Source organism: Pseudonocardia hydrocarbonoxydans, assembly GCF_006539565.1.
GTDB lineage: Bacteria > Actinomycetota > Actinomycetes > Mycobacteriales > Pseudonocardiaceae > Pseudonocardia > Pseudonocardia hydrocarbonoxydans.
On the sequence record NZ_BJNG01000022.1, the window covers coordinates 1 to 12516 of the forward strand.

12 protein-coding genes are annotated in these 12516 nt (G+C 75.8%); 3 read left to right on the forward strand and 9 right to left on the reverse strand.

The annotated features are described in order from the left end of the window. Together PHY01_RS14580 and phoH2 are read left to right on the forward strand one after the other, a co-directional pair. A partial coding sequence (locus tag PHY01_RS14580) for a DUF885 domain-containing protein (protein WP_218030161.1) occupies window positions 1-1100 on the forward strand: 1100 nt, incomplete at its 5' end. A 268-nt stretch (window positions 1101-1368) separates the two neighbouring features. Then, the gene (gene phoH2 / locus PHY01_RS14585) at window positions 1369-2742 is read left to right on the forward strand and encodes an RNA 5'-3' helicase PhoH2 (RefSeq protein ID WP_141279272.1); all 1374 of its coding nucleotides are present in this window, start codon (window positions 1369-1371) and stop codon (window positions 2740-2742) included. A gap of 61 nt (window positions 2743-2803) precedes the next feature. On the opposite strand, the gene PHY01_RS27965 is transcribed toward phoH2, so the two are convergent. The 6 genes from PHY01_RS27965 to PHY01_RS14610 all read right to left on the reverse strand — a co-directional run bounded on the left by PHY01_RS27965 (window position 2804) and on the right by PHY01_RS14610 (window position 8717). After that, window positions 2804-2926, reverse strand: coding sequence for a hypothetical protein (locus PHY01_RS27965; RefSeq protein WP_281283635.1), 123 nt, complete (start codon window positions 2924-2926; stop codon window positions 2804-2806). A 50-nt stretch (window positions 2927-2976) separates the two neighbouring features. After that, window positions 2977-4404, reverse strand: a complete 1428-nt coding sequence (locus PHY01_RS14590; protein ID WP_141279203.1) for a GuaB1 family IMP dehydrogenase-related protein — start codon at window positions 4402-4404, stop codon at window positions 2977-2979. A 26-nt stretch (window positions 4405-4430) separates the two neighbouring features. Beyond that, entirely contained in the window at window positions 4431-6125 is a 1695-nt protein-coding gene (locus PHY01_RS27630) for a serine/threonine-protein kinase (RefSeq protein WP_246085904.1), read from the reverse strand. A gap of 119 nt (window positions 6126-6244) precedes the next feature. Next, complete coding sequence (locus PHY01_RS14600) at window positions 6245-7738, reverse strand: ATP-dependent DNA ligase (protein WP_141279204.1); 1494 nt, start codon at window positions 7736-7738, stop codon at window positions 6245-6247. Further along, window positions 7725-8213: a DinB family protein gene (locus tag PHY01_RS14605; protein WP_141279205.1), complete on the reverse strand. Its 489-nt coding sequence runs from the start codon at window positions 8211-8213 to the stop codon at window positions 7725-7727. The genes PHY01_RS14600 and PHY01_RS14605 overlap by 14 nt, the downstream gene beginning before the upstream one ends. Before the next feature lie 3 nt (window positions 8214-8216). Beyond that, entirely contained in the window at window positions 8217-8717 is a 501-nt protein-coding gene (locus PHY01_RS14610; RefSeq protein WP_218030162.1) for a DinB family protein, read from the reverse strand. 61 nt (window positions 8718-8778) lie between these two features. On the opposite strand from PHY01_RS14610, the gene PHY01_RS14615 reads away from it, so the two are divergent. After that, entirely contained in the window at window positions 8779-9747 is a 969-nt protein-coding gene (locus PHY01_RS14615) for a helix-turn-helix transcriptional regulator (protein ID WP_141279207.1), read from the forward strand. Between the two features lie 124 nt (window positions 9748-9871). Here the strand turns inward: PHY01_RS14615 and PHY01_RS14620 are convergent, their stop codons facing one another. Genes PHY01_RS14620 through PHY01_RS14630 form a run of 3 tightly spaced genes read right to left on the reverse strand, consistent with a single transcriptional unit; the run spans window position 9872 to window position 12511 of the window. Further along, window positions 9872-10828, reverse strand: a complete 957-nt coding sequence (locus tag PHY01_RS14620) for an ABC transporter ATP-binding protein (RefSeq protein WP_141279208.1) — start codon at window positions 10826-10828, stop codon at window positions 9872-9874. A 13-nt stretch (window positions 10829-10841) separates the two neighbouring features. After that, a complete protein-coding gene (locus tag PHY01_RS14625; RefSeq protein WP_170183819.1) occupies window positions 10842-11615 on the reverse strand; it encodes an ABC transporter permease in 774 nt (257 codons plus the stop codon). Then, on the reverse strand, window positions 11612-12511 hold the full coding sequence (locus tag PHY01_RS14630; RefSeq protein ID WP_246085905.1) for an ABC transporter permease: 900 nt from the start codon (window positions 12509-12511) through the stop codon (window positions 11612-11614). The genes PHY01_RS14625 and PHY01_RS14630 overlap by 4 nt, the downstream gene beginning before the upstream one ends. Window positions 12512-12516: the final 5 nt, after the last annotated feature.

Sequence of the window (12516 nt, forward strand, 5' to 3'; positions counted from 1 at the left end):
CCCCCCTGCCGGCGGGCCCGCCCCCGTCGCCCGCAGCGCTCGTCCGGTCCGCCGGCCACCTCGCGATGCGGCTGCCGGAGCTGGGTCTGGAGCCCCGCCGCGAGCGGTTCCTCGCGGCCCAGCTGATCGCGCTGGAGGCGATGGCCCGGCGGCTCGCGGGGCAGGGCATCCCCTACTCCGACGCGCTCGCGGCGGCGTCCGACGGGCCGGTCGCCGCGGGCTCCCCGGACGACTACCGGGCCGCCCACCGCGATCTCGACGCCCTGCTGCCCGGCTCCGGCGACCTCGCGACCCGGCTCGCCGAGCACCGCCGCCGCGACGAGGTGCCACCCGACCGGCTGCCCGCCGCCGTGGCCGCGGTGGTCGAGGCGCTGCACGGCCGGGCCCGGGACGTCGGCCTGGTGGACGGGCCGGAGGAGGTCGCGTTCGAGATCGTCGACGGCGCGGCCTGGAGCGCGCTGCACGTGCGGACGGGGCCGGGCCGGTCCCGGGTCCTCGTCGACGCCGCGGCGCGGCCCACGCGGGCCGGGCTGGCCCGGCTGCTGGCCCACGAGTCCTACCCGGGCCACCACGTGGAGCAGTGGCGCCGCGAGGAGGTGCTGGTGGGGGAGCGGGGCTGGGCCGAGCACCGGCTGGTGCTGCTCGGCACCCCGCAGGCGCTGCTCGCCGAGGGCGCGGCCGACTGCGGCCTGTACGTCCTCGCCGGTGACCGCTGGGGCCGCTGGGCCTCCGGTGTGCTGGCGACCGTCGGCCTGGGTTTCGACGGCGAGCGCGCCGAGCGCATCGCCGCCGCGGTCGCCCGGCTGACGCGGGTCCGGCTCGACGCGGCGCTGCTGTGGCACGGGCGGGCGCGGCCCGACGACGTCGAGGCACACCTGCGGCGGTGGCTGCTCGTCGACGACCGGGGCGCGCGCCGCGTCCTGGGCTTCGTGACCGACCCGCGCTGGCGCGACCACGTGGTCACCTACGTCGAGGGCGCCCCTCTGGTGCGCCGCTGGCTCGACCGCCCCGGCGCGACCCCGGCGCAGCGGCTGCGGGCCCTGCACGAGCAGCCGTGGACCCCGTCGGGGCTGCGGGACGAGCTGCGCCGGACGGGGTGAACCCGGCGACGGGCGGTAGCTGTCAAGCGATCAGCGGTAGGCCGTTCTGTTAATTCTCGGTGCGGGTTCCCGGCCGCTCGTCGTGTTGCTGTTGACCGCATGGGGGTGACCGCCGGTAGCGTTCGTGGTGGCGGTACGTACCCGATGCGCACCGCCCGGGGAGGCCCTGGTCCGTGGTGGTTGCACCGGAGGGGGCCGGCACCCGGCCCTCGTGGGCGTGCGCGGCGCTGCCGCGGACGGTCAGACCAGGGCCGGCCGGCCCACCGATATGTGGGCGCGGTGCCGCGCCCGCGAGGGAGCATCCGTGACTGATCGTGCTGTCGCCCCTGTTTCGGGACCCACACGCTGCTACGTGCTCGACACCTCCGTCCTGCTGTCCGACCCGTGGTCGCTGACCCGGTTCGACGAGCACGAGGTGGTCCTGCCGCTGGTGGTGATCTCCGAGCTGGAGGGCAAGCGGCACCACCCCGAGCTGGGGTGGTTCGCCCGCACGGCGCTGCGCACGCTCGACGAGCTGCGCATCGAACACGGCCGCCTCGACGCACCGGTCCCGATCGGTGACGCGGGCGGGACGCTGCACGTCGAGCTCAACCACACCGACCCGGAGGTGCTCCCCGCGGGCTTCCGCACCGACTCGAACGACTCCCGCATCCTGGCCTGCGCCCTGAACCTCGCCGCGGAGCGCAGGCTCGACGGCCGCGGTGACGTGGTGCTGGTGTCCAAGGACATGCCGCTGCGGGTGAAGGCGGCCGCGGTCGGGTTGCAGGCCGACGAGTACCACGCCCTCGACGTGGTGCCCTCGGGCTGGACCGGCATGGCCGACGTCGAGGTCACCCCCGACGACGTCGACGCGCTGTTCAAGGACGGGTCGATCGACCACGACCTGGCCCGTGACCTGCCCGTCAACACCGGCCTGCGGCTGCTCGGCGGCGGGTCGGCGGCGCTGGGCCGGGTCACCGCAGACAAGCGCGTGCGGCTGATCCGCGGCGACCGCGAGGCGTTCGGCCTGCACGGTCGCTCCGCGGAGCAGCGCGTGGCGCTCGACCTGCTGCTCGACCCCGACGTCGGCATCGTCTCCCTCGGCGGGCGCGCGGGCACCGGCAAGTCGGCGCTGGCGCTGTGCGCCGGGCTGGAGGCGGTGCTGGAGCGCCAGCAGCACCGCAAGGTCGTGGTGTTCCGGCCGCTCTACGCCGTCGGCGGGCAGGAGCTGGGGTACCTGCCGGGCAGCGAGAACGAGAAGATGGCGCCCTGGGCGCAGGCCGTCTTCGACACCCTCGGTGCGCTGGTCAGCGACTCGGTGATGCAGGAAGTCATCGCCCGCGGCATGTTGGAGGTGCTCCCGCTCACCCACATCCGGGGGCGGTCGCTGCACGACAGCTTCGTCATCGTCGACGAGGCGCAGTCGCTGGAGCGCAACGTCCTGCTCACCGTGCTCTCGCGGCTGGGCACGGCGAGCCGCGTGGTGCTCACCCACGACGTGGCCCAGCGCGACAACCTGCGGGTGGGGCGCCACGACGGCGTCCAGGCGGTGATCGAGAAGCTCAAGGGCCACCCGCTGTTCGCCCACGTCACGCTGACCCGCAGCGAGCGCAGCCCGATCGCGGCGCTCGTCACCGAGATGCTGGAGGGACCGCAGGCCTGAGGCACGCGGACGGCACTCCCACCCGGCCCGACCGGGGGGAGTGCCGTCCGCGCGGCGCCGCTCAGGCCTGCGCCGCGCCCGCGGTCTGCGGGACGCCCGACGAGCGGGCGGCGTCGGCGGCGAAGCAGTCGTTCACCGCGGCCGGGCCGAGCAGTCCGTCGAGCATCGCCTGCAGCGACTCCACCCCCGGCGCCTCCCAGATGCAGATCGCCCGGCTGACGTCGGCCGCAGCAACTACAGCCCGTGCGGGGTGCCCTCGGTGAAGCCTGCCGTGGTCTGGACGCCGATCACCGCCCGCTCGTGCAGCTCGCCGAGGGTGCGGGCACCGGCGTAGGTCGCCGCGCTGCGGACCCCGGAGCAGATGCCGTCCAGCACGTCCTCCACGCCGGGACGCTGGGGGTCCAGGAGCTGGCGTGAGCTGGAGATGCCCTCCTCGAACAGGCCCTTGAGCGCGCGCTCGAACCCGCCGTCGCCGCGGGTGCGGGCGCTCACCGCGCGCTTGCTGGCCATGCCGAACGACTCCTTGTAGGCCCGCCCGGACTCGTCGTGCAGCAGGTCGCCCGGCGACTCGTAGGTGCCGGCCAGCCAGGACCCGATCATGACGGCCGACGCGCCCGCCGCCAGGGCCAGCGCGACGTCGCGGGGGTGGCGCACCCCGCCGTCGGCCCAGACGTGGACGCCGTGCTCGCGGCCGGCCGCGGCGCACTCCAGCACCGCGGAGAACTGCGGCCGCCCGACCCCGGTCATCATCCGCGTCGTGCACATCGCGCCCGGCCCGACGCCGACCTTGACGACGTCGGCGCCGGCCGCGGCCAGGTCGCGGACACCGGAGGCGGTCACCACGTTGCCCGCCACCACCGGCACCGGGGCGTCACCCACGGCCGCGCGGACGGCCCGCAGCGCGTCGAGCATCTTGTCCTGGTGCCCGTGCGCGGTGTCGATGACGAGCACGTCGACCCCGGCGTCGAGCAGTGCCTTCGCCTTGACGGCCACGTCGCCGTTGATGCCGACGGCGGCCGCGGTGCGCAGCCGCCCGCCGGCGTCGAGGGTGGGCGCGTAGACCTCCGCGCGCAGCGCGCCGAGCGGGGTGAGCAGCCCGGCGAGCCGCCCGTCGCCGTCGACGCCGAGGACGACGGAACGACCCGAGGAGAACACCTCGCGCGGCGCCGTGCCCAGCGGCACGGTCAGCGCGCCGGGATCGAGGACGTCGGCCAGGCGGGTGAAGCGGTCGACGCCCGTGCACGCGGCCTCGTCGACGGTGCCGACCGGGCGGCCGGCGTCGTCGACCACCACGACCGCGCCGTGGGCCCGCTTGGGCAGCAGGTTGATCGCGTCGGCGACGGCGTCGCCCGGGGTGAGGACGAGCGGGGTGTCCCAGACCGGGTGCCGGGACTTGATCCAGGCGACGATCTCCGCCACCGCGGCGGGGGCGACGTCCTGGGGGAGCACCGTCAGCGCCCCGCGGCGGGCGAGTGTCTCGGCCATCCGGCGGCCCGCGACGGCCGTCATGTTCGCGGCGATGACGGGGACCCCCGCCCCGGTGCCGTCGGCCGTCGCGAGGTCGACGTCGAAACGGGAGGTGACCGACGACCGCGCCGGGACGAGGAACACGTCGTCGTAGGTGAGGTCGTGGGTCGGGGTCTGGCCGTCGAGGAAGCGCACGGTGACGGGAGTCTACGCGCCGCCGCTCACTGCAGCTGACCGCTGATCTGGTTGGCCTCCTCCAGCAGCGTCGCGTAGTCCTCGCCGGGGCTGGCGCCGCGGGTGACCACCACCGGGATGCCGTCGACGGTGAACTCGATCGTGTAGCCGTCGTCGTAGGCCTGGCAGCCGATCGTGCCGGACCGCCCGTTGCTGCCCGACCAGGTGTGGAAGTGGGCCTCGCCGGTGGCCGGGATGTTGTCGCACGCGGAGTCCGGCGAGTTCGCGCCGCCGGTGTTCTGCTGCACGACGTAGACCGCCGTGTCGGGGTCGGGGTAGAGGTTGAAGGTCCAGCCGCTGCACTCCGCGCTGGCCAGGACGCCGCCGCTGGTCTCGTCGCCCGCGTAGGGGCCGTCGCAGCTGGGCCCGATGTCGCCGCCGAGGTGGGCGCTCAGCTCGTCCACGGCCGCGCCACCCGTCGGGGCCGGGGTGGAGTCGTCGGCGGCGGCGGATGCGGCGTCGTCGGCGGCGTTGATCGCCGACAACGCCCAGGCGACGCCCCCGCCGAGGGCCAGCACCGCGACCGCGACGAGGGCGATCACGCCGGTCCGCCGCCGGGCCTTCGGCGGCTCTCCCGCCGCGGGGGCGGGCGACGCCCGGCGTGCCGGGGGCGGACCGGGAGGGGGCGGCGCCGCGGTGCCGAGTGCGGTGCGCTGCTCCCGGTCGACCCGGGTGGGCGGCGGGGTGCGGCGGGGATCGTGCGGCACGCCGCCGACCCGGGTGGGGGCGGCCGCCTCGCCTGCGGGCGGGCGGGCGACGGGGAACGCCGGGGGAGTGCTGGTGCGCGGCGGGACCGACCCGGGGGGAGCGGACGGCGGGTGCGGGAACATCGCGGTGCCCGGCTCGGTGGGCGCGGCGGCGAGCGCCGCCCGGGCACGGACCGCCAGCTCGCCCGCGGTGGGGACCCGGTCGGCGGGGTCCTTAGCGAGCGCCCCGGCGACCACCGCGTCGAGCCCGGGCGGGATCCCCGGCCGCAGCTGCGAGGGCCGCGGCGGCGCGGTGTGCGCGTGCGCCCACATCTGCGCGGGCCCGGTGCCGGCGAACGGCCGGGCGCCGGTGAGCATCTCGTGCAGCACGCAGCCCAGCGCGTAGACGTCGACGCGGCGGTCGCCCCCGTCGCCCAGGAACCGCTCGGGCGCCATGTACTCCAGGGTGCCGATCGCGGTGCCCGTGGCGGTGAGGCGGTTGCCGTTGCTCTCCACGCTGCCGACGATCCCGAAGTCGACGAGGTAGGCGTAGTCGTCGTCGGGCAGGCCGTCGCTGAGCAGGACGTTGGACGGCTTCACGTCGCGGTGCACCAGCCCGTCGGCGTGGGCGGCGTCCAGCGCGCGGGCCACCTGGCCGAGGACCCGGACGGCCCGGTCGGGCGGGAGCGGGCCGGAGCGGGCGAGCACGGTGCCCAGGTCGGTGCCCTCGACCAGGCGCATGTCGATGTAGAGGCGGCCGTCGATCTCGCCGAAGTCGTGGATCGGGATGACGTGGCCCTCGCGCAGGCGCGCCACGAGCTGCGACTCACGCCGGAAGCGCTCCCGGAAGTCGCGGTCCTCGCCGAGCCCGGGCAGCAGCCGCTTGAGCGCCACCGTGCGCCCGCGGACCGTGTCGTGGGCGCGGTGGACCTCGCCCATGCCGCCCCGGCCCAGCAGCTCCTCGAGCCGGTAGGGGCCGAACATCTCCTGCGTCATGGGGCTCCGCATCGGGGGCGCCGGCGCGGTCCGGCGCTGCGTCACGCGCGGCGGGGGCCGCGCAGGGGGAAGTGTCTCCGCTCCGGCGACGCCGGGCAATCATCGATCCGGTATCGGGCTCAGGCCAGCAGCGCCCGCACCGCGTCGATCGTGTCGGCCTCGGCGGCGGTCTTGTCCGGGCGGTAGCGCAGCACCCGGGCGAAGCGCAGGGCGACGCCGCCGGGGTAGCGGGTGCTGCGCTGCGCCCCGTCGAGCGCGATCTCGACGACCAGCTCCGGGCGCAGCAGCACGGCGTGGCCCTGCTCCTGCCTGGCCAGGGCCGGGAACGTGGCCGTCTGCCAGGCCAGCAGCTCGTCGGTCATGCCCTTGAACGTCTTGCCCACCATGATCGGCTCGCCGCCGTCGGGGTCGCGGGCGGCGAGGTGGATGTTGGACAGCGACCCGGTGCGGCGGCCGTAGCCCCACTCCGCGCCGATCACGACCAGGTCGAGCGTGTGCACCGGCTTGACCTTCTGCCACGCCTTCCCGCGCCGCCCCGCCGCGTACGGCGAGTCGAGCGCCTTGACCACGACGCCCTCGTGCCCGGCGGCGAGCGCGCCGTCGAGCACCTCGGCGGCCTGCTCCCGGGTGGGACGGCGGACGCCGGGCATTTGCAGCGGCCCGGGCAGCAGCCCGGCCAGCGCGTCGAGGCGGACGTGCAGCGGCTCGTCGAGCAGGTCGGTGCCGTCGAGATGCAGGAGATCGAAGAAGAACGGGCTGAGCAGGTTCTCCCCGCCGTCGCTGCCGAAGCGGCTCATCGTCTCCTGGAACGGGCGGGGGCGGCCGTCGTCGCGCAGCGCGAGCGTCTCCCCGTCGAGGACGGCGGAGCGACACGGCAACCCGCGGACCAGCTCGACGAGCTCGGGCACGGCCGGGGTGATCTCGCGCAGCGTGCGCGTCCAGACCCGCACGTCGTCGCCGTCGCGGTGGACCTGGATGCGGGCGCCGTCGAGCTTGAACTCCACGACGACGTAGGGGCCCCAGGCCGCGTCCAGCGACTCGCCGGGGGCGGCGAGCATCGGCCGGACCGGGCGCCCCACCTGCAGGCCGACGGCGCGCAGGTCGCCCCCGCCCAGCGCCGTCGCGGCCGTGCCGGGGAGCGAGCCGGACAGCATGAACGCGCGCCGCACGTCGGCGGCGGGCGCCCCGGCCGCCGCGGCGACGGCCTCCAGCATCACGCCCTCCAGCGCGCCCTGACGCAGCTCGCCGCCCAGCAGCCGGCGCAGGAACCGCTGCTCGTCGGCCGTGGCCGCGCCGAACAGCTCCGTCAGCAGGTCCGCCCGGCGGCGCGTCGAGCCGGCGCCGGAGGTGGCGGCCAGCGCGTCGAGCAGGCCGTCGACGCGCCCGACGGTGAGCGTCGGCTCCGGGACGGGCCCGGCGTCGAGCCCGGCCAGGGTGCGCCATCCGGTGCCGAGCCGGCCCTGGAGCAGCTCGCCGGACAGCCAGGCCGTGGCCGGGGCGACCTCGCCGGGCCGGGCGCGCCGCAGCAGGTCGGCCAGTGCGGTGGCCTTGGCCGTCCGCGACCGGGTGGCACCGACGGCCGCGGACGTCGTGACGACCTCACCGAACAGCATCGGCGGATCGTCCCACCTCCAGCGTCTCGCGCAGGATGTCGGCGTGGCCGGCGTGCCGGCTGGTCTCCGCGACGAGGTGCAGCAGTACCTGCCGGGCCGAGAACTCCCGCTCGGGGTACCAGGGCGCGTCGGGGAGCGGGTGGGTGACCTCCAGGTCCGGCAGCGCGGCGACCACCTCCTCGGTACGCCGGGCCGTGGCCGCGTAGCGCTCCAGCAGCCCGGCCACCGTCTCGCCGGGCCCGACCACGAAGCTCGCGGCGTACCGGTCCATGTCGTCGACCTTCTCGCCCGTCACCACGAAGTCGATCCACATCTGCTCCGCGTAGGTGACGTGCGCGACGATCCCGCCCAGGCTCAGCGCGCTGACCGTCGGGCGGGTGACGGCGTCCGCGTGGTCCAGGCCGTCGAGCGCCTGTCGCAGCCCCTGCCGCTGGGTCTCGAGGACGGCCAGGATCCGGGCCTTCTCCGCGGTCACCGCTCAGCCCATCGTCTTCTGGCCGTCGAGGGCCTCGCGGAGGATGTCGGCGTGGCCCGCGTGCTGGGCGGTCTCGCCGACGATGTGGGTGAACACCCGCCGTGCGGAGCGCGTGGCGCCCTTCGGGAACCACGGGGCCTCGGGGAGCGGGTGGGCCACGTCGAGGGAGGGCAGGCTCTCCACCAGCGCGTCGGTGCGCTTCGCGATCTCCGCGTACTCGGCGAGCACGCCCGCGAGCGTCTCGTCGGCGCGCAGCACGAAGCCGTCGGCGTGCTCGGCCCAGCTGTCCGCGGTGGCCTCCATCGCCGCCGTGCCGTGCTCGATGAAGTCGGCCCAGCCCTGCTCGGTCCGCGCGACGTGCTTGATCAGCCCGCCGAGGGTCAGCTCGCTCACGGTGGTGCGCTGCCGCGCCTGCTCGTCGGTGAGGCCCTGCACCGTGAACCGCAGGAAACCGCGCTGGGCGGCGAGGGACTCGAGGATGTCGGCGCGCTCGGTGTTCGTCATGGGAACCACGGTAGGAGCCATTACGGCCAGTTCCTGACCGTTGTGCGGCGATACTGGGAACATGGCGAACACGAGCTCCCGGACGCTGCGGCTGCTGTCGCTGCTGCAGACGCACCGCCACTGGCCCGGGCCCGACCTCGCCGACCGGCTCGGGGTCTCCCCGCGCACGCTGCGCCGCGACGTCGACCGGCTCCGCGAGCTCGGGTACCCCGTGCAGGCCAGCCGGGGTGTCGACGGCGGCTACCAGCTGGCCGCGGGCGCCGCGCTGCCCCCGCTGGTCGTCGACGACGACGAGGCGGTCGCGCTCGCCGTCGGGATGCAGGCGGCGACGCAGGGGTCGGTGGCCGGGATCGAGGAGTCGGCGGTGCGGGCGCTGACCAAGGTCGTGCAGGTCATGCCGCCGCGCCTGCGCCGCCGGGTCGACGCGCTGCGCGCCGTCACCGTGCCGCTGGAGTGGGGCACCCGCGCGGCGCCCGTCGTCGACCCGGCGGTGCTGATCGGCGTCGCCCAGGCCTGCCGCGACACCGAGCGGCTGGAGTTCACCTACGCCGCGCCCGGCCGCGACCCGATGGGCCGCCACGTCGAGCCGCACCGGCTGGTGCCGCTGGGTCGGCGCTGGTACCTCGTGGCCTACGACCTGCACCGGCACGACTGGCGCAGCTTCCGCCTCGACCGCCTCGCCGACCCGCGGACGACCGGCGCCCGGTTCCGCACCCGCGACCTCCCGGGCGCCGACGCCGCCGCGTTCGTCCGGGCCGGGCTGGAGACGGCGCAGCCCGCCCGGTTCGCCGTCGAGGCGCTGGTGCACGCCCCGGCCGACCGGGTGCGCGAGCGGCTCGGGCGCTGGGCCGAGATCGAGGAGGTCGACGCCACGAGCTGCGTGCTGCGCATGACCACCGACACCCTGGACTGGCCCGCCATGGGGCTGGGCTCGGTGGGCGCGGAGTTCGAGGTGCGCTCCCCACCGGAGCTGGCCGACCTGCTGCGCGACTGGGGGGAGAGGTTCGGCCGGGCCGCCGGGCGTACCTAGACCCCGACGCCGGCGGGGCCGCCGGGTTTCGCGCGCCGAACCGGCTCTCGCGCGCCCCCGGGGCCGCGCGGGACCCGGGAGTGCGCGCGAAACCCGGGAGTGGGCGCGGGAGCCGGGGGGCGGGTCAGCCGGCGAGCGCCACGGCCGTGGGCTCGCCGATGCCGGGCAGGCCGGGGCGGCTCACCACGTCGACGGTCAGCTCCCCGACGTCGGTGGTGACGACGAGCCGGGTCACCGGGCCGAGGAACGTGGTGGTGAGCACCGTGCCGGGGAGCCCGCCCGGGCCGACCGTCAGCTCCTCGGGCCGCATGGCCCGCTCCGGCGCGCCGGGGGTGATCACCCCGTCGGTGACCGGCACCGCGTTCATGATCCCGACGAACTCGGCGACGAACGGCGTCGACGGCGCCGAGTACACCTCCTGGGGGGTGCCCACCTGCTCCAGGCGCCCGGCGCTGAGCACCGCCACCCGGTCGGCGACGGCGAGCGCCTCGGCCTGGTCGTGGGTGACGAACAGCGTAGTGATCCCCTCGGCGAGCTGCAGCCTGCGGATCTCGTCGCGCAGCTGCACCCGCACGCGGGCGTCGAGCGCGGAGAGCGGTTCGTCCAGCAGCAGCACCGCGGGGGAGACGGCGAGCGCGCGGGCCAGCGCCACCCGCTGCTGCTGGCCGCCGGAGAGCTGGTGCGGGTAGGCGTCGCCGCGGTCGCCCAGCCCGACCAGCTCCAGCAGCTCCCGGGCCCGCTCGCGGCGGCGCGCCACCGCCACGCGCCGCACCCGCAGCCCGAACGCGACGTTCTCCGCCGCCGTCATCGTCGGGAACAGCGAGTACGCCTGGAACACCATGCCGGTGTCGCGCTTGGCGGCCGGCACCCCGGTGACGTCGCGGCCGCCGATCAGGATGTGTCCCGCCGTCGGTTCGTCGAACCCGGCGAGCAGCCGCAGCGCGGTGGTCTTCCCGCAGCCCGACGGGCCGAGCAGCGCGAGCAGCTCGCCGGGGGCGAGCGTCAGGTCGAGGCCGTCGAGCGCGTGGGTGGAGCCGTAGGTGCGGCGCACCCCGCGGAACTCCACGGTCGTTCCGGTCATCGAGGGGTTCCGGTCATCGAGGGGTCCTCCGAGTGGCTCCGGCGAACGAGACGGCCAGCAGCAGCAGCCAGGTCAGGACGAGGCTCGCCAGCGTCAGGGCGACGGCGACGCCGGCCTGGCTGCGCCCGATCTCGACGATCGCCACGGGGAAGGTGTCGCCGTAGAGCAGGATCCGGGCGATGACGATCTCGCCGAGGACGAGCGCGAGCGTCAGGAACGCGGCGCCGAGCACGGCGCTGCGGATCGCGGGCAGCACCACCCGCAGCAGCGTGACGGGCAGCGACGCCCCGAGGTTGCGCGCGGCCTCCACCAGCGTGCGCAGCGGGATCGCGGCCAGCCCGTTGTCGACCGAGCGGTAGGCGAAGGGCAGGGCGAGCACCACGTAGAACGGGGTGAGCGCGGTGAACGACGACGCGAACAGCGTGCGGAACACCGGCCCGCCCAGGTTGGCCTGCACGAACGCGATGCCGGCCGCCATGACGACCGGCGGCACCACGATCGGCAGGATCGTGGCGCTCTCCAGCAGCACCGCCGCGGCGGGGAACCGCAGCCGCACCCACACCGCCGTCGGGACGACGAGCGCCAGCACCAGCGCCGCGGTGACGACGGCGATCTGCAGCGACACCAGCAGCGAGGACAGCAGCACCTCGTCGGTGGCGATCGTCAGGTAGTTGGCGAGGCCGTACCCGCCGCCGGGGACGCGCAGGCTGAACTCGGCGGCCGAGAGCAGCGGGACCAGGAAGAACACGGCCGACAGGCCCAGCACCACCACGCGCCAGGGTCTCACCGGGCCTGCCAGCGGGAGGCCCGGCGCTGCAGCACCACGTAACCGACCATGACCACGGCGATCACCAGAACCATGTCCAGCCCCAGCGCGAGCCCGACGTTCTGGGCCCCGGCCAGCACGTTGCCCGACAGCGCCGCCGCGATCGCGGTGGGCAGCAGCGGGATCGAGCCGCTGGTGAGCGCGAGCGCGGTGGCGTAGGCGGCGAAGGCGTTGCCGAACAGCACCAGCGTCGCCCCGCCCAGCGCGGGCGCGAGCACCGGCAGCGCGATCCGCCGCCAGTACGTCCAGGCCGACGCGCCGAGGTTCTCCGCGGCCTCGCGCCACTGCGGCAGCAGGCCCTCCAGCGCCGGGGTGATCAGGATGACCATCAGCGGGATCTGGAAGTAGACGTAGGTGAGCGCGAGGCCGGTGAGGGAGTCGATCCGGAACCCCGAGGCGTACAGGTCCAGCCCCGCGGTCCGCAGGAACCGCGTGGCGAGGCCGGTCTGCCCGAGCGCCGCGATGAACGCGAACGCCAGCGGCACGCCGCCGAAGTAGGCGAGCACGCCCGAGGCCGTCGACACGATCCGGCGCAGCGGACTGTGCGGCCGGCTGGTGAGCACGGCCTGGGCGAGGAACGCGCCCGCGACCGCGCCGATCACCGCCGTGCCCGCGGACAGCACGATGCTGGAGGCGAACGCCGCCCGGTACTGCGGCTGGGTCACCGAGGCGACGAGGTTGTCCAGGGTCGGACGGCCGTCGGGGTCCGAGAGCGCCCCGCTGACGACGAAGTACAGCGGCCCGCCGAGGAACACCAGCAGGTAGGCGACGAACGGCGCCAACCCCAGCGCCGCCCGCCACGAGCCGGCCGCCCGCACCGTCTCGGTGGGGGCGGCCGGGGTCTCCAGGAGGCTCACGAGGT